Source organism: Bacillus cereus group sp. BfR-BA-01441 (assembly GCF_022663075.1).
GTDB classification, from domain to species: Bacteria; Bacillota; Bacilli; order Bacillales; family Bacillaceae_G; genus Bacillus_A; species Bacillus_A cereus.
Genome location: NZ_JAKUEU010000036.1, coordinates 1 through 25,854, shown reverse-complemented (window position 1 = coordinate 25,854; position 25,854 = coordinate 1). Strand labels below are relative to the sequence as shown.

Genomic DNA, 25,854 nt, shown 5'->3' with positions numbered 1-25,854 from the left:
CTTTATTTCATTATCGATTATTTTTTATAAATATATCTATTATAGTATACTATGGTTTCGATATAGACTTTGTAAAAGTTGTATATTTTTAATAAAAGGCACCTCTGACGAGGCACCTTTTATTTTCACTCTATTGTACACCATACTGAATATAACTTGGATCGTAGTATATCCATTGATTTGTCCCTAAGCAAAGCCATCCATCTTGCTTACTCCATACTCGATACGATTCACCATGATGTAACTGTCTTATAACATTTCCATTTAATGATGGAGCATCACGCAAATTTACATTATCACCAGTAATAGTCGCCACATAATGTTTATACTGAATATAACTCGGATCATTATATACCCACTGATTTGTCCCTAAACAAAGCCATCCATCTTGTTCTCCCCAAACTTCATATGTTTCGCCACGATTCAATTGGCGAATTACACTAGACTGCAAAGATGGTCCACTTCTCAAATTCACATTATCTCCATTAATTATAGCAACCCCGTACACTGGAGTTGCATTATTAGGCGGGGAAACATTACCTCCACCACTTGCTCCATTCCCTTTTAAAGCTTCTAATGAAACTGCAGCTGATACATCACAATTTCCTACGCCTGAAATTTGTCCAGAATCTGTGTACTGCCACGCTGTCCACGTTGTCCATCCACCAGCATCAGCAGGCGGTGTACTCGAGTATTTAGCAATCCAAAGCGGTATATCACTTAATCCGCTAATTCCGAACTCATTAATATACCAAACTCCTGTATATAACATTACATCTTTTCCAGTAGCCTGTTTCACATAATTTATGAAGCTTCTTGCCCAATTCGATATAGCGTTACCAGTTAAATTACTGTTACTCGGATCTGTTGGTGATTCTAAATCCAGAACTGGCATTAAGTCTGTCTGGTTATTTTGTAATATACTCACAAAATATTTTGCCTCTGAAATTGCATCATTTTGTTCTGGGCGCGCAAAATGGTATGCACCAATTAATACATTCGCATTTCGTGCTGCTTGTACATTCTTAGTAAAAGTAGGATCAATGTAGTTTACACCTTCTGTCGCTTTTGCATACGCTGCTGGAATTCCAGATGCCTTCACTGCATTCCAATCAATATTCCCTTCCCAATGAGACACATCAATAAACGTAACATTTGAACTTGATCTGTTTTGCATATAAAATCTCCTATCATTTTTTTACTTCGTATACATACAATATGTACAAGTTTCATAAGAGGACACGACATTTATGCTATAGAAACAAAGAGTAAACATATTTTTTATACAAAATAAAAAAGACCTTGTATTACAAGGCCTTTTGCAAACTCACTTTATTTTGTAGCAAATACATATTATAATACAAACCTTGCTCACTTAATAATTCTTGATGTGTCCCTCTCTCTACTATCTCTCCATCATGCATCACAAAAATTTGATCCGCATCTTGAATTGTAGATAACCTATGCGCAATGGCTATCGTCGTTCTACCTTTTCGCATTTGTTGCAACGCTGTTTGAATAGCCTCTTCTGTTTCTGTATCGATATTAGCTGTTGCTTCATCTAATACTAATACTTTCGGATTCGTTGCTATCGTTCTAGCAAAAGCAATTAATTGTCGTTGACCGCTTGAAAATGCTGCACCTCTTTCTACTACTTCTGTTTCATACTGTTTTGGTAACTTTTCAATAAACGTATTCGCTTGCACAAATCGAGCAGCTTCTTTTACTTCTTCATCCGTAATTTCTTCATTATACATACGAATATTTTGCTTTACATTTCCAGCAAATAAAAATGCATCTTGCAATACGAGTCCTATTTTCTTTCTAATTTCTCGTTCTTCAAATTTTTCTAAATCTACACCGTCTATTACAATATTTCCTGACTTAATATTATAAAATCGCATTAACAAATTCATAATCGTACTTTTTCCGCTACCAGTATGCCCAACAAAAGCAACCGTTTGCCCTTGTTTCACGTGAAATGATACATTTTTTAAAACGTCACGCTTTCCATCATATGAAAAAGTAACATTTTTAAATTCAATATCTCCATCCACGATTTGAGGATTCTCATTACCTTTTTGAACCGGTGCTAAATCTTTCTCGTCCATTAAATGAAATACACGTGATGACGAAACAAGTGCCTGTTGGAAGAAGGACAATTTCATCATCATCTCATTTACAGGTTGGAAGAAACGATGTATATAGTTAACAAAAGCATATAAAACTCCTACTTCAACAGGGCTCTTTAAAGCATCAATCCCAAATAAACCTAGTACTAACGCAATAGCTACAATATGTACTAAATCCGTAGCTGGTCGTAAAAGTAATGCGTCTAACTTCAAAGTACGTCGCCCTGCACTATAATGTTTATTATTCACTTCTTCAAACTCTTTTCTCATACGTTTTTCTTGTCTGAACACTTGAACAATATTCATTCCTTGTATGGACTCGTTCAACTTTGCATTTAACACGCTTAGTTGATTACGTACTTCTAAATAAAAAGCTGCACTTTTCCGGCGATATAATACCATAATCGCAAACATTATCGGAATTAATACGAGAGAAAATAGCGCTAATTTTACATCTAATAAAAACATCGCTACTAAAATACCTACTAAAAAGACTACATTTTTTACAAATGTTGATAATACACTGACATAAAAATCTTTAATCGCTTCCGTATCATTTGTTATACGCGATACAAGTGTACCAATCGGCGTACGATCAAAGAAACTTAATGACAGCTTTTGAACATGTTCATATACTTCAACTCGCATATCTTGAACAATCTTAAAAGCAATGTTCTGAAAGTACAATAGATTTAAATACGTAAATAGTACTTTTAATAAATGAGCAACTATGTAAATTACAAATAAAGTAACGAGCGCTGATCGTTCAAAATCCCGCGGTACTAGGTGTTCATCGAGGAATTGTTTAATTAAAAAAGGACCCATCATTTCCGTTACTGTCGCACCAACTAAAAAGATAAATGCTAAAGATAGTAACCCTTTATATGGCTTCATATAGGAAAGCAATCTACTTAAATCACTTCGCTTCTTCTCTACCATCATACGCCTCCTTTCTCGACTAAAGCTTCTAATTGCTGGCTTTCATACATTTCCTTATACCAGCCGTTTTCCTTCATTAATTCCTCATGTGTACCTCTTTGTACAATTCTACCTTCATCAACAACAAGAATAAGATTGGCATGCTGAATTGCACTTAATCGGTGTGCAGTAATAATCGTCGTTTTCCCTGCTCTCTCCCTCTTTAAGGCACTTAAAATCGTCTCTTCTGTTTTTGCATCTACCGCTGATAAACAATCATCCAAAATTAAAATTTCAGCATTTGTTAATAAAGCACGAGCAATAGAGATTCGCTGTTTTTGACCACCAGATAACGAAACACCTCTTTCCCCTACTACTGTTTCATATCCTTCTGAAAATTGGAGGATGTCATTATGAATACAAGCAATCTCTGCTGCTTGGGTAATTTCATTATATGTAGCATCCGCCTTTCCAAAGGCAATATTCTCGCCAATACTTGCTGAAAATAAAAAATGATCTTGCGGCACGTATGAAATGGCAGAACGGACACCATGAAGTGTTATATCTCGAATATCTCGCTCCCCAATTTTTAATTCACCATTAAAATGATCATACTCACGGATTAAACATTTTAATAAAGTCGTTTTCCCTGCGCCTGTACGTCCTACAACTCCTAGCGTTTCGCCCTTCTTCAAATCAAAGTGAATATCGTTTAAATGTAACAATTCATTTTTCTTATACGAAAATGAATCAACGGCAAACGAAACATTACCGCTCGCTATTGTATGTACAGCATTTTCGCTATTTACTACATCTGATTTTTGTGAAAGAATTTTTTCTACACGGTCATATGAAGCACGCCCACGCTCCATAATATTGAATAACCATCCAAACGCTAACATTGGCCAAACGAGGGTACCTAAATATGTCGTAAATGTAACGAGATCACCTACTGTTAATTCACCTCTTACAACTAATACCGATCCGTAACATACTGCGATTAAAAAAGAAAATCCAACGATAAGAGAGATTGTCGGATCAAATAACGAATCAATACGTGCAACTAACACATTTTTATGTACAACATCTTCTGATTTTCTTCGAAACGCCTGTAAATCTTCTTTCTCTTGTCCAAGCGAGCGAATCACTTTCATTCCACTCATACTCTCTTGCACTTTATCATTGATTTCCGAAAACGATTGCTGTGCTTTATGAAACCTTTTATGTAATAAAGTTCCATAATAATTTGTCGAAATAGCTACAATCGGCATTGGAATTAAACTTAATAATGTTAACTTCCAACTAATTGTAAAACCCATCGCTACGAGTACACATCCTCCGACAGCTAATGAGTCAACAAGCGTCAAAACACCTGCTCCAGCAGTTTGCTGGATCGCTTGAATATCATTGGTCGCATGTGCCATTAAATCACCTGTCCGATTTGACTGATAGAAAGATGGACTCATCTTTGTAAAATGTTCATACAAATTTTTTCGTAATTGGCGAGCTAATTTTAATGAAGACCCGAAAATCATAATACGCCATATGTAACGTAATATGTACATCGTAATACCTACAATTACTAATAGTACAACCCATTTTAGTAACTTATCGGTCGTCAATGTTCCATCATTAATTTCATCTACAACGATTCCAATTACTTTTGGTGCTACAAGTTCTAAAAGTGCAACGCCAAACAATAAAATAATTCCAGTTATGTACGCTCGTTTTTCTTGTTTAAAAAACCACGCTAAATTCATAAACACTTTCATTTTTTTCCTCCTCCCTTAAAATGAGCGATGTTTTCAGTTTACCAAAGATACAGAATTTTTAAAAGTTTTAAAAACTATAACTAACAAAAAGAAAGACACTCTTAGCGAGTGTCTTTTAGCGCTTATTTCATTTGTTGCTTGTTCATTGCGCTCATCATTTGATTGATTTTCTTTTGGGAAGGTTTTTGTCCCATTTGCATCATCATCATTTTTAACATTTGTTCGTTAATTGGTGGATTTTTTTGTAAGTAATTCATCATGTATTTGCGGGCAATGAAAAATCCTAACGCCACGCCTGCTACTAGTGCTACTACGCCCACTAGAATACCTAACCAAATTGGCATATATTTTCCTCCTTCATGTTGTCTACCTTACAGTGTACTAAAACCTTTTCAATAAGACAAGATACAATTCGACATTTTTTACACATATGTTCGTACTTGTTTTAGAGGATTCAGCCATCCGTACTTTGTATTTTCATAATCCATAGCTAAAAATGTTAATTCACACTTTCTTAACACCTCAAAGAACGTCGTTTCCATTGAGACATTTCCAGAGGTATTCATACGAATATAGTGCGGTTTCACCATTATTTCGCCGTACTCCGCTCCCGTATAAATTGTATGTGTATGATGTGTTCTATCATATTTACCAAGAACGCGCAAAGCTTGTTCTAATTTATGATGAATTTTCATTACTTGCAATGGCATCGTTATATACATCATTTGCTTATATAACACTTTTTTCTCCGAAAGGGACCCAGATTCTGAAAATCGAGCAAATAAATCAAAAAACAAATATTCACGACCAAAATAAGCTTTCGCAATATCCTCTTGAATTAAATACAATTCATACGTTTTCATTTTTCCACTCCCAATCTGGACAACCTTTTCTCTTCATTATATATAAGAAAATTTGCAATGATTGTCTGACTGCGGAGAGATAAAAAACTTTTTCTGTCGAAAAAACTCATTTACATAGAAAAACCTCTCCATGCCGGAGAGATTTTTCTGAAATCATTAAAGCATTTCTTTTACTTTACGAACAACGTTCTCTACAGTAAATCCATACTCTTCCATAATCTTCTCACCAGGAGCAGAAGCACCGAATGTATCGATACCTAACACATCTCCTTCAAGACCTACGTAACGGTGCCATCCGAATGTAGCACCCATTTCGATTGCGAAACGTTTTGTTACTGCTTTTGGTAATACAGATTCTTTGTACTCTGCAGTTTGAGCTTCGAAGCGATCCATAGATGGCATGCTGACAACAGCTGCGTCAACGCCGTCTACTGCTAATGCTTTTTGAGCTTCAACAGCTAGGCTTACTTCAGATCCAGTTGCAAGTAAGATTACGTCAGCCGTTTCTTTCTTGCTTGCAGAAACTACATATGCACCTTTTGCTACTTTTTCATACGTATCATCTTTTGCACCTTCTAATGTTGGAAGGTCTTGACGAGTTAATACTAAAGCAGTTGGTTTGTTTGTAGATTCTAAAGCTAGTCTCCAAGCTGCAACAGATTCGTTACCATCAGCAGGACGGATAACAGAAACGTTTGGCATTGCACGAAGCGCTGCTAATTGCTCGATTGGTTCATGTGTTGGACCATCTTCACCAACAGCGATACTGTCATGTGTGAATACATACGTTACTGGCAATTGCATTAATGCTGCAAGGCGAATTGCTGGACGTAAGTAATCAGAGAATACGAAGAACGTACCACCGTAAGTTTTTAAACCACCATGTAGTGCAATACCGTTCATTGCTGCACCCATTGCGAACTCACGTACACCGTACCAAATGTTTTTACCGCTGTAATCATCTCTTGTAAAGTCTTTTTCGTTATTCATGTATGTTTTGTTAGAACCAGCAAGGTCAGCAGATCCACCGAAGAATGATGGTACAGACTCTGCAATTGCATTAATTACAGCACCAGAAGAATTACGAGTTGCTGCTTTTGATCCTAATTCATAAGTTGGTAAGTTTTGCTCCCAACCTTCTGGAAGTTGACCGTTCATTGCTGCTTGGAATTCGTTTGCTAATTCTGGGTATGCTTGTGCATATTCACCTAGCATCGTGTTCCACTCAGCTTGCGCAGTTTCACCAACATCTTGTACTGTTTTACGGAAGTTGTCATATACTTCTTCTGCTACGTGGAAGTCTTGCTCAGCAGTCCAAGCATATGCTTCTTTCGTTAATTTTGTTTCTTCTACACCAAGTGGAGAACCATGTGAAGCTGATTTTCCTGATTTGTTTGGAGAACCGAAACCAATTGTCGTTCTTACTTCAATTAGCGTTGGGCGTTTTTCGTCAGCTTTCGCTTCTTCAATTGCTTTCGCGATTGCTTCAATATCGTTTCCATCCTCAACACGGATTACTTGCCATCCGTATGCTTTGTAACGATCTTCTACACTTTCAGAGAATGAACGATTTAAATCGCCATCTAATGAAATATCGTTTGAATCGTAAAGCACAACAAGACGACCTAATTGTAAATGAGCAGCTAATGAAGATGCTTCAGCAGAAACGCCCTCCATTAAATCTCCATCACCACAAATAGCATATGTATAATGATCTACTACATTATACGCATCACGGTTATATTTAGCAGCTAAATGTCTTTCAGCCATTGCCATACCTACAGCAGTTGCAATACCTTGTCCAAGTGGACCAGTCGTTGCATCTACACCAGCTGTATGACCGTACTCAGGATGTCCTGGAGTTTTGCTTCCCCATTGACGGAAGTTCTTTAAGTCATCCATTGTTACATCATAACCAGATAGGTGAAGTAGGCTGTATAATAACATTGAACCATGACCTGCAGATAATACGAAACGATCACGGTTAAACCACGTTGGGTTATTTGGATTGTGTTTCATAAATTGAGTCCATAATGTATAAGCCATTGGTGCTGCACCCATTGGCATTCCTGGGTGACCAGAGTTTGCTTTTTCAATCGCATCGATGGATAATGTGCGAATCGTGTTGATAGAAAGTTGTTCGATTGAATGTGACATGCTATTCTTCCCTTCGCTTATATTAGTAAACGTTTTATACATTTATATGATAGCTTCCCACGCAAGATTATACAACATGTATCGACAAATATGTTGATGTTTTTTTGATTTTTTATAAAAAAATCAATGTTTCCGGGAATGTATGGGTATTCAATATGACATACTTTTTCATTATTTTTATTTTAAAAAGAAAGGGAATTATCTGTATATTTATACAAATCTCTTCTATACTTACTTTTTAAATACGTTTTTAAAACATAAAAAAAGCATCTACATTCGATGCTTTTCAAATCAGTTACACAATCCGTTTCCGAATCGAACTTGAAATAAAATCAATGATAATGACCATTAAAATAATGCCCAATAAAATAATTCCCACGCGAGACCAATTGCGTGAACTCAGCGCAAAAATTAGTGGCGTACCAATCCCTCCTGCTCCGATAACCCCTAAAATCGCAGCGGATCGTACATTAATTTCAAATCTGTATAACGTATACGATAGAAAATCTGGTAACACTTGCGGTAACACCGCATACCAAAGTATTTGAAAACGATTTGCTCCTGTTGCTAGTAACGCTTCCGTCGGTCCTTTATCTATGTTTTCAATTCCTTCTGAATATAGTTTTCCTAACATTCCAATAGAATGCAATCCTAAGGCTAATACTCCTGCAAAAGAGCCTGGACCAACAGCTTTTATAAATAAAAGAGCCATAATTAATTCAGGAAACGTACGAACAAAACTAAGTACAAATTTCCCAAATCCTGAAGTTAATTTTCCACTACTCATATTCGTTGCCGCCCAAAAAGCAAACGGAACAGATAAAAATGCAGAAATAAATGTACCTAATATCGCAATTGCCAACGTATCAATTAATCCATGTAATAAATCTTCACCATCTGGCAAAGATACATACGACCAGTCTGGATTCAATATCCCTGTCATAATTGCTTTTGTAATTTCTCCCGCCGTTTCCTTTATTCCCTCTAGCGGTACTCCTGAAAAAGCCCATATATAAACAAATGTAAGTGCTATAAAAATAAACGAGCGATACACACTCGGTTTCTTCGGTTTTGGTACGATTATCGTCGTTTTACTCATTATAATTTCTCCCGCAACAATGTACTTACATAATCAATTACCAATACAACAACAAGAGTATAGATGATAATAGATGCAGTTTGTTGATATTGTAAAAATCCAAGTGTACGATCATAATATAGTCCAATACCACCTGCTCCTACTAAACCTAGGACAGCCGCTGCCCGTACATTCACCTCAAATGTATATAGTACATAGGAAACAAAGTGTGCTTTTACTTGTGGAATGACTCCATAAACAATCCATTGCACCTTATTAGCCCCTACAGCTGTCATCGCTTCTAGTGGGCCAGGGTCAATTGATTCAATTGATTCATACAACAATTTCGCCACGAGCCCAATTGAGAAAAAAGTAAGAGCTAAAATACCCGGAAGTAGTCCTATTCCAAAAATAGCTACGAAAATTGCCGCTAATAATAAATCTGGTATCGTTCGAATAAAATTTAAAATCAATCGAGCTGGACTGTATAAAAATGTACTAGTAAACACATTACTTGCCGCAAACAGTGCAAGTGGAATAGCTAAAATCGCTCCTAAAGTCGTCCCAATAATCGCCATACGTATTGTATCTAACATTGCTGTTGTAATAACTTGAAAATAACTCCAATCTGGCGGCACCATTTCTTTTAACAAATCCATTATATTAGGAAAACCAACTACTAGCTTTGAAAATGATGCGTCGACCTGTATACTACTTCCCCACAACAGTAAAATGAATAGAATAAACGTTAACATATGTTTTAACTTACTCGGCGGCTTCGGTATCGACTTCGAATATATCGTCACATCATTCATTTAGCTGCCACCTCTAACAATTCACTTTTCTGTGCTACGTCACCATAAATTTCAGCAAACTTTTCATCCGTTGCTGCTTCTACTAAACCATCAAAAACAATTTCGCCTGCATGTAATCCAATAATACGCGTCGCATATTGCCTAGCTAAAGCAATAGAATGTAAGTTTACAATTGTTGTAATTCCAAAATCTTCATTAATTTTCTTTAAATCATCTAATACTTGCTTTGTTGTTAGCGGATCTAACGACGCAACAGGTTCATCTGCCAATATGATTTTTGCTTCTTGCGCCAATGCTCTAGCTATCGATACACGTTGTTGTTGTCCTCCTGATAATTCATCAGCACGTGCATATGCTTTTTCTAAAATATTCACTCTTTTTAACGCTTGAAATGCGAGCTCCACATCCTCTTTCGGAAACAAACCTAACGTTGTACGCAATGTCGAATGATATCCAACACGGCCAGCTAATACATTCTTCAATACTGTTGATCGCTTTACAAGGTTAAAACTTTGAAAGATCATACCAATATCCCGGCGCATACGTCGTAAATCTTTTCCTTTTGCAGCAGTAATAGACTCACATTCAATCATGATTTCGCCTTCTGTAATCTCATGAAGACGATTTACCGATTTTAGAAGTGTAGACTTTCCAGCTCCGGACAGCCCTACCATTACAACAAACTCACCTTTTTGAATTTTCAAGTTTATATTATTCAATCCTTTTGTACCATTTGGATACACTTTGGAGACATTTCGAAATTCTATCACACATCTTCCCTACCTTCTATGTATTCAAAACGGCAAACTAACTGAAAACATTCCCTTTCAGCTAGCTGCCATTTCCATATGTATTATTGCGTTTTTACTTTCTTCCCATATTCACGAACGATGTCAAATTTACTATCATCAGATTTAACATATCCTTCATGTGAATATACTTCTTTAATGATTTTGTGACCTTCCTCATTTTTTCCAATTTCAATGAAAGCATCCTGTAATTTCTTGCTCCACTCTTCATCTAAATCAGAACGTACCGAAATCGTATCGTTTGGAATTTTCTCCGTAAATTTCACTATTTTCGTTTGCTCGAATATATTCGGATAATCTTTTTTTACAATATTACGAGCATCTTGGAATACAACAGCTGCATCTACGTCACCATTTAAAAGAGCAATAAGCGACTGATCGTGACCTTTTAATGTAACAGGTTTCACATCTTTTAACGGATCAATTCCCTCTTTTAATAGAACAGCTGCAGGCCATACATACCCTGCTGATGATGTTACGTCTTGATAACCAATCTTTTTACCTTTTAAATCTTTTACACTATTTATATTAGAGTCTTTTTTAACAACAAACTCAGATTTATAATAATCTACTAAATCTTTTGTAGGAGCTCCTGTTTCATCCTCTACTCCAAAACGTTGTGCTTGTAAAATTACATTTGCAGCCTTCTTTTCATGTGCTAATACGTACGCTGTTGGCGGTAAAAATCCTACATCTACTTGTTTAGATGCCATCGCTTCTACAATTGTATTGTAGTTCGTTGAAATACTAACTTTTACTGGAATATTTAACTTATCACTTAATAGCTTCTCAAGCGGTTTTGCCTTCGCCTCTAACGTATCTGCATTTTGAGAAGGAACAAATTGAACATTTAAAGTCTTCGGTACATACCCTTTTTTCGTATCTTCATTTTTACTTGCACTTGATTCCTTCGTTCCACAGCCACTTAATAATCCCGCTGCTAGTACAACTGTTGTGCTCATTGCAAAAACTTTTTTCAACATATTAATGCCTCCATTTTTCATTGTTATAAAATAACCTTTCATAAACATGAAGAAATATATCACATATTTTTACAAATAATTGATTATTTACAGAATCTTTACACATTCTATACACTCACATTAAAATTCTCTTCACATATTTGATATGATGAATTGGAAGATAACAATAGAAAAGGTGAGTCATATTGGAACAAAATCAAACTGTAACTTTAAACATCTTATTAACAAGCGATATACATGGCACTGTTTATCCTATTCACTACCAAGATAACTCCCCAGCAGAACTTGGTTTAGCTAAAATTTCTACTCTTATAAAAAAAGAACGTTCCCAAAATACAAACGTTCTTTTAATTGATAATGGCGACTTTATTCAAGGAACACCATTTACTTATCATTATGTTACATACGAAAAAAACAAAAAAAACCCAATGTCCTTATTAGCAAATTACTTACAGTATGACGCTGCAATTATCGGCAATCATGAGTTTAATTACGGGATGGGTATATTAAATAACGCTGTGACTACTGCGAACTTCCCGTACCTATCAGCAAACATTTTAGATAAAAACATAAAGAAACCTTATTTCGGAAAACCTTATATAATCAAACAGATTGAATCCAATATAAAAATTGCTATTTTAGGGGTGACAACGCACTACATTACCAATTGGGAACAACCCCATCACATTAAAGACTTACAATTTGAAGATGCATTAGAAACAACGAAAAAGTGGGTTTCTTACATTCGCAAACATGAGAAACCAGATTTACTAGTCGTAGCGTATCACGGGGGAGTTGAACGAGATTTACAAACCGGGGTACCGACTGAAGTTTTAACAGGAGAAAACCAAGGATATGCAATGTGCCATGAAATTGACGACATAGATATTTTATTAACAGGCCACCAACACCGGGAAATTGCTCACACAATGGCTAACGGTGTAACAATTTTACAGACCGGATGTAATGGAAACTCAGTTGGAAAAGTAAAAATAACATTCGAAAAAACAAAACATAAATGGGTTAAAAAAGAGAGTTCTTCTGAATTATTATCTGTACAAGGAGTTGAGGCTGACCAAGATGTACTTTCATTGGTAGCCGATTACGAAGAGAAAACACAAAAGTGGCTTGATCAACCTATTGGAATCATTCAGGGGGATATGCAAATTTCAGATGCTATGCAAACTCGTTTGCATGATCATCCTTTTATCGAATTCATAAATAAAATACAGATGGATATAGCTAATGTATCAATTTCTTGTACAAGTTTGTTCCATAATACATCTCCAGGTTTCCCGGAACATGTAACAATGCGTGACATCGTTTCTAATTATATTTATCCAAACACATTAAAAGTAATTAGAATAACTGGAGCGGATATAAAAAATGCTCTTGAACTCTCTGCTTCTTATTTCACATTAAAAACAGATGGATCCATCACCGTAAGTCCTACCTACATAGAACCAAAGCCACAACATTATAATTATGATATGTGGGAAGGGATTTCATACGTATTAAACATTTCAAAACCAATTGGTGAAAGAGTAGAATCTTTACAGTATAACAGTGCTCCTCTTAATATGAATGAAGAATATGACGTTGTAATGAATAATTATCGTGCAAGTGGCGGGGGAAATTTCTTTATGTTTCAAAACAAACCGGTAGTAAAAGATATACCCACAGATATGTCTGAACTTATCGCTAATTATATATTGGAACATAAAACGATAGAAGCAACAGTTAATAACAACTGGAAAGTTATTAAATAACGATTTTTACATATAAAAAAGATGGGCTTCGCCCATCTTTTAATTTAATTTTGCATTATCTTGCTTTTTTAAAGCTTTTAATTTCGTCGGTGTAACATCTGTACCTTCTTCGTTAACAACTTTAATACCTTTAAGTTCGTTTAACATATTTTGACGAAATCCTTTTAAATATTGTTCACGTAGCGATTGACGCTCACGTTGCTCTTCTTCAGTTAAACCTTCAGCTTTTGCTTTTTTCGCTAAGAAGTTAATGCGTTCAACGAGTTCGTGATTAATCATCTCGAATCCCCCTTCTAATCAAAACTGATTATTATCATACAATAGTTACTCTTCTTTATCAAGCAATTGCTTCGTATACTCTACATATCTACGATGTACAGTCGCCTTTGAAACATTATGACCAAATCCACGTAATGTTGCTGCAATTTCTTCAAACGTGAGTTCACTTTTTCGCAAACGTACAATTTCCTCAATCGGCACTTCTTTTTTCTCTCTTCCTACACTTAAATGACGATTTTTTAAATTTTTTTCTGGACGATAACCTTTTTCTACTGCACGTTGCATACCTCGTTTAATTTTCAAATTATGAATCTTTCTTTGATATTCTTCAACAATACCAATAATATCTAATACCATTGAATCAGAATCCGACAATTGTAATTCACCATTATGTGTATGCGTATATACTTTTATGCCTTCTTTATGTAAACAATGCATTAACGCGATCTTCGCATTTCCTCTACCAAGACGCGTTTCATCTTGTATAAGTAACACATCAATTTGTTCGTCTCGAATTGTATCCAACACCTCTAATATACCGTCACGTTCAATTGTATATCCACTAGCCTGCTCTTCAATCACCTTAGTAACATTCATTTGATAGCGCTCAGCTAAATGCAATAATTCATCTTTTTGACGTAATAATGATGTTTCTTGCGCTTCTTTCGTTGTACTCACACGTGCATAAATAATTGCATTCATTTTGAACCCCTCTTTCTCCCTATTATTTCCCTATAGTGTAACATAAATCCGCCATTTGTTCGAACTTATGTTTGTAGAATGTTTTTTCACATGTTATACTTATTAATAAGAAAAATGAAAGAAAACGAGGTGTTAGAAAACATGGAAAAGTTAACGAAACGCCAGCAAGACATTCTCGACTTTATTAAGCTAAAAGTACAAGAAAAAGGATATCCACCTTCCGTACGTGAAATTGGTCAAGCAGTCGGCCTCGCTTCTAGTTCTACAGTGCACGGACATTTATCACGATTAGAAGAAAAAGGATACATTCGACGCGATCCAACAAAACCACGTGCCATTGAAATTTTAGGTGAAGACCGAATGGATACGGAAACACAATCTGTTATTCAAGTTCCAATTGTCGGAAAAGTCACTGCTGGTTTACCAATTACAGCGGTCGAAAGCGTAGAAGAACATTTCCCACTTCCAGCTAGTATTGTTGCTGGAGCAGACCAAGTGTTCATGTTACGTATTTCTGGAGATAGTATGATTGAAGCTGGTATTTTCGATGGAGATTTAGTTGTTGTTCGCCAACAGCAGTCTGCATATAATGGTGAAATTGTAGTCGCTTTAACAGAGGATAACGAAGCAACAGTTAAACGTTTCTATAAAGAAAAAGACCATTTCCGTCTACAACCAGAAAACTCTTCATTAGAACCTATCATTTTAAAACAAGTGTCAGTTATCGGGAAAGTAATTGGCGTATATCGTGATTTACATTAAAAATAACAAAAAGAAGATAATTACCTTATTTATATACGGTAATTATCTTCTTTTTGTATTTTGATAGATTTCCATGCATTCTATTTCTTATTAACGAGTTTCAATCGTCACATCTCCCGCAGCCGTTTTACCGCTAATCTTTTTACTACCATTTCCAATTGTTACATTTTTATTTTCTTCATTAAAAATTGTTACATCTCCAGCAGCACTTTGCCCAGTAATTACCGCATCTTGTGGTTTTTCCGATAAAGTAATATCTATATCTCCCGCAGTTGAACTTGCTTCTAGATTATACTTAGAATCATGATCTTGAATATTTATTTCCCCACTTGTTGTTTTTGCGGTCACTTTCCCTAATACCTTCTTAAAGTTCACCTCACCAGCTTTTGTCGATCCCTCCACATTCTTAGCCGTTACTTGTTTCAACTCTACTTCTCCAGCAAGTGTTCTAACACTTACGCTATCACTTTTCACATCACTCATTTCGATTTGTCCAGCAGATGAATTTACTTTTATATCTTGGTAAGAGCGTTCGGGCACAAGGAGAGTCAATTTAGACGTTTGAAACCTAAAATTGTAAAAAGAAAAATCAAATGAAGCACCTTTTTCTCTTTCCCCAATAATTTTTAATGTGTCACCATCTTCTGCGATACGAATCTCTTGTTTACGTACATCTCCCGATTGCTTTACATAAAAAGAAGAGTCAGGAGATTTTTGGACAATAATATCCCCGGCATCTAACTTAACTTCTATATTTTTTAATGTTTCGTTTTTAATTACATTTTCTTTATCGCCTTTTTCAGCAGTTTGTACTGCTTTTTCATATGTTTGGGAAATTCCTATTACTCCAATAATGATACAAGCGATAGCGATTAAAAATAGTTTTTTCATCATTTACTCTCCTTTTATCATTTTGAAGTTCCATATTACATATCGTACACACAATCTCTTAAACCACTTTGTACTATAAAAAGCGATAATACATAACAATAAACCTACCCCAACAAACGTTATACTAACGAAAAGATCCAACCATATAAAAGTACCCATAAATACTTTTCCAATAACGAAAAATGGTGTTACTACACTAGCAATACCACCGATCCAAAAAGAAAATATAAAAGCAATAATTGCGACTAACGGGCCTAACACAATAATAAAATTAAACAAACTAAGTCCAATCGCTGCCATAACAGCTCTTGTCACATTTGAAGTCGATGGATTTTTTTTCATTTCATCGAAGCGATACATCGCAAGTAATTCTTTCGCGATTACTTTCGGAGAACCAAGGCCCTGTATTATTTCCGATTCAGTTTTCCCCTCTTCTAGTCCAAACTGAAAGTGCTCTTCATAATCCAATAAAATATCTTGCCTCTCTTCCTCTGGTAACTTTCTAAGATAACTTGATAATTCTTTAAGAAACCCTTCTTTACTCATCCCATTCCACCCCTTCAATAATTTCTTGTACCCCTTTCGCAAAATCACGCCATTCTGTTACTAACAAATGAAATTGCGTCTCCCCTTGCTCTGTTAATTGATAATATTTACGAGGTGGCCCTTCCGTAGATTCCTTTAAATACGTTTGAAAATACCCTTCTTTCGTCAAACGACGTAATAAAGGGTATACTGATCCTTCCGATATTAAAAATTTATTAGAAATTTGCTGAACAAGTTCATAACCGTAACTATCTTTACGTTTTACAAGTGCTAATACACAAAGTTCAAGCACACCTTTTTTAAATTGAACGTTCAAGTGCCATCCTCCTTTCCTATCTTAGTACTGTTCAATACACGGTACCTGTTTTATCCATAATATACCACTTAGTATTGTTTATTGCAAGGTACTAAACTATATTTATTCCCTAAATTTAGAAAATGAACTAACGAAATCCTGAATAAGACTGCGTTATAACTAAGCATCATTACGTTAATATCATTGAGTGATAATCTGATTCACAAGCCACAAACTTATAGCCTTGCAGATGAGGACATAAAAATCATCGCTCGCGTTGTACAGGCAGTAAAGAATTATTAAGTTATAGCACAAGTGATTTAAAAAAGATAAAATCAATTCTTTTGAAAAGATTTTCTTAGTAACATGATTCAAAATAACCAAAAACAATCCATTATCTAGTAGTTAATATATCCAATAACTTCACTAAAAAAGCCCTGATACCGTAGTATCAAGGCTTTTTTAGTTCATAAATTATATAAAACTTACGTTTATCTGATAATGTTTTTCTATGATATCACTACTTGTTATTAATTATTGGCTTTTATGTGGTTGTTTTTCATTTTGCAACCACATAAAATTGTAATAATAGGGAATTAAAAAACCCTTGATACTAGTTGTATCAAGGGTTCAAGCCTCTTAGTATAGAGACATATATTGATCGCGTTCCCATTGGTGAACTTGTGTTCTAAAGATATCCCACTCAATCTCTTTCGCTTCGATGAAGTGCTCAAGTAAGTGTTCTCCTAGTGCACCGCATACTACTTCATTAGATTGTAATGTAACTAATGCTTGCGCTAATGTTGCTGGTAAGTCAACGATACCTGCTTCTTCGCGCTCTTCTTTTGTCATTACATAGATGTTACGATCTACTGCTGCTGGTGGAGTTAATTTGTTTTTAATTCCATCAAGACCTGCAGCTAATAATGTAGCCATTACTAAATATGGGTTTGCAGCTGGGTCAACACTACGCACTTCTACGCGTGTACTAATACCACGAGATGCAGGGATACGTACTAACGGACTACGGTTTTGTGCAGACCATGCTACGTAACAAGGCGCTTCATATCCAGGTACTAGACGTTTATATGAGTTTACAGTTGGGTTTGCTATCGCTGTAAATGCTGGTGCATGTTTTAAAATACCTGCGATGAAGTGACGAGCATCATCACTTAATTGTAAGTCACCGTTTGCATCAAAGAATACGTTCTCACCATTTTTAAATAATGATAAGTTACAGTGCATACCTGAACCGTTCACACCGTATAGTGGTTTTGGCATAAACGTTGCGTGTAAACCATGTTTACGAGCAATTGTTTTTACAACAAGTTTGAATGTTTGAATGTCATCACATGAGCGAATTGCATTTGCATATTTAAAGTCAATTTCGTGCTGTCCTGGAGCAACCTCATGGTGAGATGCTTCAATTTCAAATCCCATTTCTTCAAGTTCAAGAACGATATCACGACGACAGTTTTCCCCTAGATCCATCGGCGCAAGGTCGAAGTATCCACCGTTATCGTTTAGTTCTAATGTTGGATTTCCTTTTTCATCAACCTTAAATAGGAAGAATTCTGGCTCTGGTCCAAGATTGAAGTCTGAAAATCCTAAAGCTTCCATTTCTTTTAACACACGTTTTAAGTTGTTACGTGGGTCTCCATCAAATGGAGTGCCATCTGCATTGTAAATATCACAGATTAGTCGAGCTACTTTACCTTTTTCAGCTGTCCAAGGGAAAATTACCCAAGTGTCTAAATCAGGATATAAATACATATCAGACTCTTCAATACGTACGAAACCTTCAATCGAAGATCCATCAAACATCATTTTGTTATCAAGAGCTTTCGTTAATTGTCTCACTGGAATCTCTACGTTTTTAATTACCCCTAAAAGGTCCGTAAATTGTAAACGGATATACTTTACATTCTCTTCTTTCGCCAAACGGAAAATATCTTCTTTTGTGTATCTAGACATTATAAATTCCTCCTTAGTCCCTCTAATCGCCTTCAGAATCAGTTATCTTTAGTGAAAAAATCTTGAAATGTCACCTTGTCGCAATGAAGTTCGATTGAATCTACCTGTATGTTGTAGTTCATCTCGAAGTATTTTGCGAAGCTCAGTTTTTGAAATTTCTTTCGTTTCTTCTTTTACTTTCACTGCTTCTGTTTGATTTTCTTTCATTAGTAACACTTGTTTAATACCAGCCATATTCAGGCCTTGATCTAACAAATCTTTAATTTCTAACAACTTATCTACATCGTTAAATGAAAATAATCTACGATTCCCCTTTGTACGGGTTGGAGAAACAAGATTATGCTCTTCATAGTAGCGAATTTGACGTGCAGACAATTGTGTTAAATCCATAACAATACCAATAGGAAACAGCGGGGCAGAACGTCTATCTTCTTTCATTTTTCAGTTCCTCCTTCGCCTTAACTGCTTCTCATTTTATACCATGTTATGTTTAGTGTCAATAGATGTTAGCTTTTCTCACATGATTTTTTATAATTTTTTTTACGAATTTTTTCATTCTTTTTTCTAATCGCATAAATCATTACTTTTATACGAAAAAAGCTGCCAAAATCGACAGCTTCCCATTAAGAAATTATTAATAAATTCTTTTCAATCAATTCGTCAATCGCAGAACAAATCGCAATTTTAACATGCGAATACGTTAAGCCACCTTGCACATACGCAACATACGGTGGTCTAATTGGACCATCAGCAGACAATTCAATACTTGCACCTTGAATAAACGTTCCCGCCGCCATGATTACATCATCTTCATAACCTGGCATATAGTTTGCATACGGAGTAAAATGCGAATTAATTGGAGATGCATATTGAATCGCTTGGCAGAAGGCAATCATACGGTCTTTATCATCAAATTGAACCGATTGAATTAAGTCTGTTCTTGGCGCATTCCACGCTGGTGACGTGTTCATTCCTAACTTTTCTAAAAACGCAGCTGTAAAAATTGCACCTTTCAGCGCTTGTCCTGCAACATGTGGCGCTAAGAAGAACCCTTGATACATTTCTTGCAGACTGTATAAAGACGCTCCAGCTTCCGCACCAATTCCCGGAGATGTTAAACGATATGCACACGCTTCAACATACTGTTCTTTCCCGACAATATAACCGCCAGTTTTAACAATTCCGCCGCCCGGGTTTTTAATAAGTGAACCCGCCATTAAATCTGCACCAACATGACATGGCTCTTGCTCTTCAATAAACTCGCCATAACAGTTATCTACAAACACAACAACATCAGGTTTAATTTCTTTAACAAACGCGATCATCTCTTTAATTTGAGAAATAGTAAACGATGGACGAGTAGCATAACCTTTCGAACGCTGAATACCGATCATTTTCGTATTATTATGAATCGCCGCTGCAACAGCCTCAAAATCAACAAGCCCAGCACTAGTTAGCGGAACTGCATTGTAACCGATATTATATTCTTTAAATGAACCTACACCTTTCCCACGCACACCAACAATTTCCTCTAACGTATCATACGGTTTCCCAGTGATATATAATAACTCATCTCCCGGGCGTAAAATACCAAATAACGCTGTAGAGATAGCGTGAGTACCTGAAATAATTTGCGGACGAACAAGTCCAGCTTCCGCCCCAAATACATCAGCATACACTTTTTCTAACGTATCACGGCCAATATCATCATAACCATAACCTGTTGTCGGGATAAAATGCGAGTCACTAATTTTATGTTTCCGAAAACTTTCTAATACACGAAACTGATTGCTTTCAATCACTTCATCCGCACGTTTATGTACTTCTGTAATCTGACTCTCTACTTCTTTTACAATTGGAGCAATTTTTTCTCCATTTTTCAAACGATCAAACATTTTTATTTTCTCCTTCTTCCACTAAAAATCTCTTTAATTGCACATTAAGCGATGAATGAGTAAAAATATACCCTGCACAATCATATACAAATTTATCTTCTAGAAACTCCATCTTTGCTAATAGAGTTTCCGTCTTTAAAAGCGTTAACAACTTACCTTCACTCGGAGGGATTTCCACTCGATAACAATCCATTTCTTTCTTCATCTTCGTTTCTATCGCTTCTTTTATACGCAATAAATCACTTTCTTCAAAAGCACTAGTCATTAAGAAATCACTTTTCGGAAACGGAATAAAGTTTTGATGTAATTCATCTTTTTTATTATATAACGTAATAATAGGAATATGGTTAATTTCAAGTTCTGATAATAATCGTTTTACTGTTTTTTCATGCCCTATGTAGTTAGAATCCGCGGAATCAACTACATGTAAAATGACATCTGCTTCCCCCGCTTCTTCCAGTGTCGAACGAAAAGCAGCGATTAATGAAGTGGGTAAATCTTGTATAAAACCAACAGTATCAGTTAGTAATACTGTATAACCAGAAGGTAACGGCATCTTCCTCGTCGTTGGGTCTAATGTTGCAAACAGAAGGTTTTCTTCAAACGTATCAGCTTCCGTTAATCTATTAAACAGTGTCGATTTCCCTGCATTTGTATACCCTATTAACGAAACTTGAAATACTTTATTATCTTTTCTTCTCTCACGATATCTTTTTCGATGTTCCACAACAACTGCAAGTTGTTTCTTTATTTCATCAATACGGGATCGAATATGACGACGATCCGTCTCTAATTTCGTCTCACCCGGTCCTCTCGTTCCAATACCACCACCAAGACGCGATAAGGACAATCCCTGCCCCATAAGACGCGGCATTGTATATTGCAACTGAGCTAATTCTACTTGAAGCTTACCTTCCCTCGACTTCGCACGTTGCGCAAAAATATCCAGTATTAGTTGCGTTCGATCAATTACTCTCGCATTTAATACTGAGGATAAATTCCGAATTTGACTCGGCGTTAATTCATTATTAAATACAATAACATCCGGCTCTAATTCTTCAGTTAACATTGTAAGCTCTTCTAATTTCCCTTTACCTATGTAAGTTGCCGGATGAAACTTTGGTCGTTTTTGCGTTGTTGACACTAACAATTCTGCTCGTGCAGTCTTCGCTAGTGATGCAAGCTCTTTCATGGAATGCATAAATTTTTCATCATCATCTTGTGGCAATTGACAGCCTACTAATATGACTTTTTCTTTTTCTTCCATCAAATATGTTCACTCATCCTTTTCGAAATTTAAACCTTCTAATATAATAGCAGAGGAAGCACATTTCATCTAGTTAGCGGGGGAGAAAATTCATGGCATGGGAGATTTTTAGCATCATAGGCACAATCGCTTTCGCACTAAGCGGAGCCATTGTTGCAATGGAAGAGGATTATGATATTTTCGGGGTGTATATTTTAGGAATGGCAACCGCATTTGGGGGAGGTGCCCTTCGTAATTTATTAATCGGTTATCCGATTGTCGCATTTTGGCAACAAGACATGTTATTCCAAATCGCACTTTTATCAATGACTATTATTTTTCTTTTTCCAAATAAGTTAATTAGACATTGGAAAAAGTGGGAAAATATCACTGACGCTATCGGCTTATCAGCATTTGCTGTACAAGGAGCATTATATGCCCAAAAATTAAATTTACCAATTAGCGCCACAATTGTAGCAGCTGTTTTAACTGGTATCGGCGGCGGTATCATTCGCGATCTTTTAGCCCGCAGAAAACCTCTCGTTCTTCGAGCTGAAGTATATGCCTTTTGGACAATTTTAGCAGGTTTCTTAATTGGCGCTCAAATTATTGTTAGCGATTGGGCTCTTTACATTTTATTCATTTTAATTGTTTGCTTCCGCATGGTTTCTATTCATTACAAATGGCATTTACCGCACAGACGTATCGAAACGAAAGAACGTTCAATGCATAAATAGCAATCTAACCTCTTTACATATCGTAAAGAGGTTTTTCTTTTCTAACGATTTTTTCTTTATATAATGTTTATACTAATTTTTAAAGTGAGGTGAATACAAATGACAAACCACGTTAATAAAGGAGCTCAAAAAAGCTCAGTAAATCAATTCGGGCACGATCCTAATTCAGCACACGAAAAGAGCGCTAAAATGGAACACTTCCATAAAGCACACCAAGAAAAAGCAAAAAAAGAGTAAACGAACTTATACACAAAAATCGACGCACAGTTTATGTACTGTGCGTCTCCTCTTCGAGCATCAAATCCATGCTCGATATTCCAATTAAATCATTTTTATCATAGGCATCTTCTTGCAACAACCGCATCGCCTGTGTACGAATTGATTTTTCAACAATATTCCGTACATACCGCCCATTACTAAACGATGTAATTTGCGACGAATACTTTACAGCATGTAAATGATCCCTAAATTTCCATTCAGCCTCTTTCGATAACTGATATTCACGCTCTTCATACATTCTTTTCCCAATTTCCAACAACTGATTTACCGAGTAATCCGCAAATTCAATAATAAATGGAAAACGAGATTGCAGCCCTGGATTTAATGAAAGAAAGTGATTCATCTCTCTTGAATATCCAGCTAAAATCAATACAAAACCATGTTGTTTATCTTCCATATGTTTTACAAGCGTATCAATTGCTTCTTTTCCAAAGTCCTTCTCTCCCCCTCGAGCTAAAGAATACGCCTCATCAATAAACAAAATACCTCCCATTGCTTTTTTTATTAAGTCTCTTGTTTTTTGGGCTGTATGGCCGATGTACTCTCCTACAAGATCAGCACGTTCAGCTTCAACCAAGTGGCCTTTCGATAGAATATTCATCTCAAACAGCAATTTTCCTATCATTCTAGCAACTGTTGTCTTCCCTGTACCTGGATTCCCTTTAAACAGCATATGAAGTACTTGCTTCTCTGACTTCAATCCCTTCTCTTGTCTTTTTTTATTCACATAAATCCAAGCATATATTTCTTTTATTATCTTTTTTATATCATCCATCCCAACAAGCTTCCCCATCTCTTCTTCAATTCTCTGCAGCATTTCATGTTTAATTGTAGTTTCATTTGAAATTACCGTTTTATTTTCTGCGGCTGGCAAAGAAATTTTCTTTCGATGGTTTAACACAATATTAATTTGATTATTGTTTTTCTTTCGCATCGATTGTTCCATACAATCACCTCATTTTATCCACTCACCAAATATTATTATTCCTGTCCCCCTTGTAAATGCCTATTTTCAGAAAAGTTTGCTATAATATAAGAAATAATTAAGGTGGTGGGACTATGGAGACAACGGAATTCCATGATACAATACAAGCCTTTTCTATTTTTTTATTGAATAAAGGCCGAAAACCCTCAACTATTAAACGTTATGTTTATGACGTTGAAGACTTCGGACATTGGTTAGAAAAAAACAAAAAGCTCCCTTCCAGTAATATATGGGCTACACTTTGTACAAAAGACTACGAAGATTACTTTTCCGATTTAAAAACGAATCGACATTACTCAGAAAAAACGATGCATCGTGTATTTATTGTACTAAATAGAATGCATCATTTTCTAAACATTCCTAATCCATTGAAAAATATGGAGATATCTATTCAACCAGACCGTACACTTCGTAACGAAGATTTCATTTCACCTGATGAAGAAAAAAGGTTAAAGTATATAGTCACTTCATTAGAAGGACTTTCAGAAAAACAACTTCCTGTGCGCCCCTTATTAATGGATCGCAATATTGCTATTTTAAATCTATTGATTGACTACGGTTTATCCTTACAAGAACTTACAGCATTAACAATGCATCACGTTCACTTTGAAACTAACACATTATCAATCCCAGCAACCGCAGGTGTAGAAAGAACAATTACATTAGCAAAAGAAGACAAAAAACAACTATATAATTATTACAAAAGCATCCCGGAACCAGTTCGTCCTAAATACCATAGTGATGATCCATTATTTGTCGCATTCGATTTTAACCGTGGAACATACAGGTGGGTATATGAAAATGATGCACCAAAGGCATTAACGGAAATTGCTATACAAAAAATGATTCGCCTCGAAGTGGCTAGAGCCAATTTACGTAAAGGAATTTCAGGACAACATTTTCGTAACACCTATATTTTAAACTTAATAAAAAAAGAAACTCCTGAATCAGAAATTATAAAACTCGCTGGATTCAAATCAAAAATTTCATTAAAGCGATATTATCAATACGCAGAAAATAGAAAAAACGCCTTATTGTAAGGCGTTTTTTCTATTTTTTCTTTAAACAAACGATTTTATTATGACCATTTAACTAATTTCTGCATCTACTATGATGAGTTTCGTTCACATTTTCGTGAGAAAGGAGAGATTTAATGTCTCGTTATAACGACAATCAAAACAAATTCTCCAAACCATGCTTTCCAAGTAGCGCCGGACGAATTCCAAATACTCCATCAATCCCAATTACTAAAGCTCAACTTAGAACATTTCGTGCGATTATTATTGATTTAACAAAAATAATCCCAAAACTTTTCGCAAATCCATCTCCCCAAAATATTGAAGATCTAATCGATACATTGAACCTACTGAGTAAATTTATTTGTTCACTAGACGCTACTTCCTCCCTGAAAGCACAAGGGTTAGCTATTATTAAAAACTTAATAACTATATTAAGAAATCCAACCTTTGTAGCAAGCGCTGTATTTATTGAGCTTCAAAATCTCATTAACTATTTACTATACATTACAAAATTATTCCGAATTGACCCTTGCACACTTCAAGAGCTCCTTAAATTAATAGCAGCATTACAAACTGCTCTAGTTAATTCTGCTTCGTTCATTCAAGGACCTACCGGACCTACTGGACCAGCAGGCGCTACTGGTGCCACTGGGCCTCGAGGTAACACGGGCGCTACTGGACCTACCGGTGCCACTGGGCCTCGAGGTAACACGGGCGCTACTGGACCTACCGGTGCCACTGGGCCTCGAGGTAACACGGGCGCTACTGGTGCCACTGGACCTCAAGGTAACACGGGCGCTACTGGACCTACCGGTGCAACTGGTCCTAGTGGTAATACTGGCGCTACTGGTTCCACTGGACCTCAAGGTAACACGGGCGCTACTGGACCTACCGGTGCCACTGGGCCCCGAGGTAACACAGGCGCTACTGGACCTACCGGTGCCACTG

At 36.0% G+C, this 25,854-nt stretch carries 26 protein-coding genes and 1 pseudogene; 7 read left to right on the top strand and 20 right to left on the bottom strand.

All coding sequences use genetic code 11. The features are described from left to right. Positions 1-130 precede the first annotated feature (130 nt). From MR107_RS16380 to MR107_RS16335, 10 genes are all read right to left on the bottom strand, one after another. Positions 131-1,177, bottom strand: coding sequence for a GH25 family lysozyme (locus MR107_RS16380; RefSeq protein WP_001181398.1), 1,047 nt, complete (start codon positions 1,175-1,177; stop codon positions 131-133). Positions 1,178-1,307: 130 nt separating this feature from the next. Further along, positions 1,308-3,071 (bottom strand): ABC transporter ATP-binding protein, encoded by a 1,764-nt coding sequence (locus tag MR107_RS16375; protein WP_000229520.1) that lies wholly within the window; start codon positions 3,069-3,071, stop codon positions 1,308-1,310. After that, the gene (locus MR107_RS16370) at positions 3,071-4,822 is read right to left on the bottom strand and encodes an ABC transporter ATP-binding protein (protein WP_000862455.1); all 1,752 of its coding nucleotides are present in this window, start codon (positions 4,820-4,822) and stop codon (positions 3,071-3,073) included. The genes MR107_RS16375 and MR107_RS16370 overlap by 1 nt, the downstream gene beginning before the upstream one ends. A 122-nt stretch (positions 4,823-4,944) precedes the next feature. Next, entirely contained in the window at positions 4,945-5,166 is a 222-nt protein-coding gene (locus MR107_RS16365; protein ID WP_001123317.1) for a YneF family protein, read from the bottom strand. A gap of 78 nt (positions 5,167-5,244) precedes the next feature. Further along, positions 5,245-5,685: a sporulation inhibitor of replication protein SirA gene (gene sirA / locus MR107_RS16360; protein WP_000860636.1), complete on the bottom strand. Its 441-nt coding sequence runs from the start codon at positions 5,683-5,685 to the stop codon at positions 5,245-5,247. Positions 5,686-5,841: 156 nt separating this feature from the next. After that, positions 5,842-7,842: a transketolase gene (gene tkt / locus MR107_RS16355; protein WP_000019766.1), complete on the bottom strand. Its 2,001-nt coding sequence runs from the start codon at positions 7,840-7,842 to the stop codon at positions 5,842-5,844. A gap of 295 nt (positions 7,843-8,137) precedes the next feature. Continuing rightward, positions 8,138-8,941, bottom strand: coding sequence for a phosphonate ABC transporter, permease protein PhnE (gene phnE, locus MR107_RS16350; RefSeq protein ID WP_000047891.1), 804 nt, complete (start codon positions 8,939-8,941; stop codon positions 8,138-8,140). Continuing rightward, complete coding sequence (gene phnE / locus MR107_RS16345) at positions 8,941-9,735, bottom strand: phosphonate ABC transporter, permease protein PhnE (protein ID WP_242292523.1); 795 nt, start codon at positions 9,733-9,735, stop codon at positions 8,941-8,943. Before phnE (MR107_RS16345) ends, phnE (MR107_RS16350) begins: the two co-directional genes overlap by 1 nt. Next, the gene (phnC, locus tag MR107_RS16340) at positions 9,732-10,505 is read right to left on the bottom strand and encodes a phosphonate ABC transporter ATP-binding protein (RefSeq protein ID WP_000569244.1); all 774 of its coding nucleotides are present in this window, start codon (positions 10,503-10,505) and stop codon (positions 9,732-9,734) included. The genes phnE (MR107_RS16345) and phnC overlap by 4 nt, the downstream gene beginning before the upstream one ends. A gap of 83 nt (positions 10,506-10,588) precedes the next feature. Then, positions 10,589-11,527, bottom strand: a complete 939-nt coding sequence (locus MR107_RS16335) for a phosphate/phosphite/phosphonate ABC transporter substrate-binding protein (protein WP_000915065.1) — start codon at positions 11,525-11,527, stop codon at positions 10,589-10,591. Positions 11,528-11,712: 185 nt separating this feature from the next. Here MR107_RS16335 and MR107_RS16330 point away from each other — a divergent pair, with 185 nt between their 5' ends. Beyond that, positions 11,713-13,296: a bifunctional metallophosphatase/5'-nucleotidase gene (locus MR107_RS16330; RefSeq protein WP_086401140.1), complete on the top strand. Its 1,584-nt coding sequence runs from the start codon at positions 11,713-11,715 to the stop codon at positions 13,294-13,296. A 39-nt stretch (positions 13,297-13,335) separates the two neighbouring features. On the opposite strand, the gene MR107_RS16325 is transcribed toward MR107_RS16330, so the two are convergent. Together MR107_RS16325 and MR107_RS16320 are read right to left on the bottom strand one after the other, a co-directional pair. After that, positions 13,336-13,575, bottom strand: a complete 240-nt coding sequence (locus tag MR107_RS16325; protein ID WP_000607015.1) for a DUF896 domain-containing protein — start codon at positions 13,573-13,575, stop codon at positions 13,336-13,338. A 45-nt stretch (positions 13,576-13,620) separates the two neighbouring features. Beyond that, a complete protein-coding gene (locus tag MR107_RS16320) occupies positions 13,621-14,277 on the bottom strand; it encodes a YneB family resolvase-like protein (RefSeq protein WP_000991469.1) in 657 nt (218 codons plus the stop codon). A 141-nt stretch (positions 14,278-14,418) separates the two neighbouring features. On the opposite strand from MR107_RS16320, the gene lexA reads away from it, so the two are divergent. Beyond that, positions 14,419-15,039 carry a transcriptional repressor LexA gene (gene lexA / locus MR107_RS16315; protein WP_000413738.1) on the top strand — a complete coding sequence of 207 codons (621 nt, stop codon included), beginning with the start codon at positions 14,419-14,421 and terminating at the stop codon, positions 15,037-15,039. 90 nt (positions 15,040-15,129) lie between these two features. Here the strand turns inward: lexA and MR107_RS16310 are convergent, their stop codons facing one another. Genes MR107_RS16310 through MR107_RS16300 form a run of 3 tightly spaced genes read right to left on the bottom strand, consistent with a single transcriptional unit; the run spans position 15,130 to position 16,792 of the window. After that, on the bottom strand, positions 15,130-15,933 hold the full coding sequence (locus MR107_RS16310) for a DUF4097 family beta strand repeat-containing protein (protein ID WP_098214150.1): 804 nt from the start codon (positions 15,931-15,933) through the stop codon (positions 15,130-15,132). Beyond that, a complete protein-coding gene (locus MR107_RS16305; protein ID WP_000031383.1) occupies positions 15,934-16,476 on the bottom strand; it encodes a DUF1700 domain-containing protein in 543 nt (180 codons plus the stop codon). Continuing rightward, positions 16,469-16,792: a PadR family transcriptional regulator gene (locus MR107_RS16300; protein ID WP_001102628.1), complete on the bottom strand. Its 324-nt coding sequence runs from the start codon at positions 16,790-16,792 to the stop codon at positions 16,469-16,471. The genes MR107_RS16305 and MR107_RS16300 overlap by 8 nt, the downstream gene beginning before the upstream one ends. A gap of 162 nt (positions 16,793-16,954) precedes the next feature. On the opposite strand from MR107_RS16300, the pseudogene MR107_RS31995 reads away from it, so the two are divergent. Beyond that, a pseudogene (locus tag MR107_RS31995) lies at positions 16,955-17,074 on the top strand (LexA family protein); the annotation flags it as partial. Between the two features lie 336 nt (positions 17,075-17,410). Here the strand turns inward: MR107_RS31995 and glnA are convergent. From glnA to hflX, 4 genes are all read right to left on the bottom strand, one after another. Beyond that, positions 17,411-18,745, bottom strand: a complete 1,335-nt coding sequence (glnA, locus tag MR107_RS16295) for a type I glutamate--ammonia ligase (protein WP_000092763.1) — start codon at positions 18,743-18,745, stop codon at positions 17,411-17,413. Between the two features lie 48 nt (positions 18,746-18,793). Continuing rightward, the gene (gene glnR / locus MR107_RS16290) at positions 18,794-19,183 is read right to left on the bottom strand and encodes a transcriptional repressor GlnR (protein ID WP_000656783.1); all 390 of its coding nucleotides are present in this window, start codon (positions 19,181-19,183) and stop codon (positions 18,794-18,796) included. Positions 19,184-19,368: 185 nt separating this feature from the next. Then, positions 19,369-20,640 carry a methionine gamma-lyase family protein gene (locus MR107_RS16285; protein WP_000460304.1) on the bottom strand — a complete coding sequence of 424 codons (1,272 nt, stop codon included), beginning with the start codon at positions 20,638-20,640 and terminating at the stop codon, positions 19,369-19,371. Then, a complete protein-coding gene (hflX, locus tag MR107_RS16280; protein ID WP_000391408.1) occupies positions 20,633-21,907 on the bottom strand; it encodes a GTPase HflX in 1,275 nt (424 codons plus the stop codon). The genes MR107_RS16285 and hflX overlap by 8 nt, the downstream gene beginning before the upstream one ends. A 92-nt stretch (positions 21,908-21,999) precedes the next feature. Between hflX and MR107_RS16275 the strand changes: the two genes are divergently transcribed. Together MR107_RS16275 and MR107_RS16270 are read left to right on the top strand one after the other, a co-directional pair. Further along, complete coding sequence (locus tag MR107_RS16275; RefSeq protein WP_000312267.1) at positions 22,000-22,623, top strand: trimeric intracellular cation channel family protein; 624 nt, start codon at positions 22,000-22,002, stop codon at positions 22,621-22,623. A 99-nt stretch (positions 22,624-22,722) separates the two neighbouring features. Next, positions 22,723-22,860 carry a hypothetical protein gene (locus MR107_RS16270; protein WP_000181500.1) on the top strand — a complete coding sequence of 46 codons (138 nt, stop codon included), beginning with the start codon at positions 22,723-22,725 and terminating at the stop codon, positions 22,858-22,860. A gap of 31 nt (positions 22,861-22,891) precedes the next feature. Here the strand turns inward: MR107_RS16270 and spoVK are convergent, their stop codons facing one another. Further along, positions 22,892-23,848, bottom strand: a complete 957-nt coding sequence (gene spoVK / locus MR107_RS16265; protein ID WP_000438178.1) for a stage V sporulation protein K — start codon at positions 23,846-23,848, stop codon at positions 22,892-22,894. A 113-nt stretch (positions 23,849-23,961) separates the two neighbouring features. Here spoVK and MR107_RS16260 point away from each other — a divergent pair, with 113 nt between their 5' ends. Together MR107_RS16260 and MR107_RS16255 are read left to right on the top strand one after the other, a co-directional pair. Next, complete coding sequence (locus MR107_RS16260; RefSeq protein ID WP_000450326.1) at positions 23,962-24,927, top strand: tyrosine-type recombinase/integrase; 966 nt, start codon at positions 23,962-23,964, stop codon at positions 24,925-24,927. A 113-nt stretch (positions 24,928-25,040) separates the two neighbouring features. Continuing rightward, the coding region (locus tag MR107_RS16255) for a collagen-like repeat preface domain-containing protein (protein ID WP_242292522.1) at positions 25,041-25,854 on the top strand (814 nt) is incomplete at its 3' end.

Excerpts from the sequence above, each read along its gene's own strand:
- MR107_RS16380 (WP_001181398.1), bottom strand. The coding sequence starts at position 1,177 with ATGCAAAACAGATCAAGTTCAAATGTTACGTTTATTGATGTGTCTCAT.
- MR107_RS16375 (WP_000229520.1), bottom strand. The coding sequence starts at position 3,071 with ATGGTAGAGAAGAAGCGAAGTGATTTAAGTAGATTGCTTTCCTATATG.
- MR107_RS16370 (WP_000862455.1), bottom strand. The coding sequence starts at position 4,822 with ATGAAAGTGTTTATGAATTTAGCGTGGTTTTTTAAACAAGAAAAACGA.
- MR107_RS16365 (WP_001123317.1), bottom strand. The coding sequence starts at position 5,166 with ATGCCAATTTGGTTAGGTATTCTAGTGGGCGTAGTAGCACTAGTAGCA.
- sirA (WP_000860636.1), bottom strand. The coding sequence starts at position 5,685 with ATGAAAACGTATGAATTGTATTTAATTCAAGAGGATATTGCGAAAGCT.
- tkt (WP_000019766.1), bottom strand. The coding sequence starts at position 7,842 with ATGTCACATTCAATCGAACAACTTTCTATCAACACGATTCGCACATTA.
- phnE (WP_000047891.1), bottom strand. The coding sequence starts at position 8,941 with ATGAGTAAAACGACGATAATCGTACCAAAACCGAAGAAACCGAGTGTG.
- phnE (WP_242292523.1), bottom strand. The coding sequence starts at position 9,735 with ATGAATGATGTGACGATATATTCGAAGTCGATACCGAAGCCGCCGAGT.
- MR107_RS16335 (WP_000915065.1), bottom strand. The coding sequence starts at position 11,527 with ATGTTGAAAAAAGTTTTTGCAATGAGCACAACAGTTGTACTAGCAGCG.
- MR107_RS16325 (WP_000607015.1), bottom strand. The coding sequence starts at position 13,575 with ATGATTAATCACGAACTCGTTGAACGCATTAACTTCTTAGCGAAAAAA.
- MR107_RS16320 (WP_000991469.1), bottom strand. The coding sequence starts at position 14,277 with ATGAATGCAATTATTTATGCACGTGTGAGTACAACGAAAGAAGCGCAA.
- lexA (WP_000413738.1), top strand. The coding sequence starts at position 14,419 with ATGGAAAAGTTAACGAAACGCCAGCAAGACATTCTCGACTTTATTAAG.
- MR107_RS16310 (WP_098214150.1), bottom strand. The coding sequence starts at position 15,933 with ATGATGAAAAAACTATTTTTAATCGCTATCGCTTGTATCATTATTGGA.
- MR107_RS16305 (WP_000031383.1), bottom strand. The coding sequence starts at position 16,476 with ATGAGTAAAGAAGGGTTTCTTAAAGAATTATCAAGTTATCTTAGAAAG.
- glnA (WP_000092763.1), bottom strand. The coding sequence starts at position 18,745 with ATGTCTAGATACACAAAAGAAGATATTTTCCGTTTGGCGAAAGAAGAG.
- glnR (WP_000656783.1), bottom strand. The coding sequence starts at position 19,183 with ATGAAAGAAGATAGACGTTCTGCCCCGCTGTTTCCTATTGGTATTGTT.
- MR107_RS16285 (WP_000460304.1), bottom strand. The coding sequence starts at position 20,640 with ATGTTTGATCGTTTGAAAAATGGAGAAAAAATTGCTCCAATTGTAAAA.
- hflX (WP_000391408.1), bottom strand. The coding sequence starts at position 21,907 with ATGGAAGAAAAAGAAAAAGTCATATTAGTAGGCTGTCAATTGCCACAA.
- MR107_RS16275 (WP_000312267.1), top strand. The coding sequence starts at position 22,000 with ATGGCATGGGAGATTTTTAGCATCATAGGCACAATCGCTTTCGCACTA.
- MR107_RS16270 (WP_000181500.1), top strand. The coding sequence starts at position 22,723 with ATGACAAACCACGTTAATAAAGGAGCTCAAAAAAGCTCAGTAAATCAA.
- spoVK (WP_000438178.1), bottom strand. The coding sequence starts at position 23,848 with ATGGAACAATCGATGCGAAAGAAAAACAATAATCAAATTAATATTGTG.
- MR107_RS16260 (WP_000450326.1), top strand. The coding sequence starts at position 23,962 with ATGGAGACAACGGAATTCCATGATACAATACAAGCCTTTTCTATTTTT.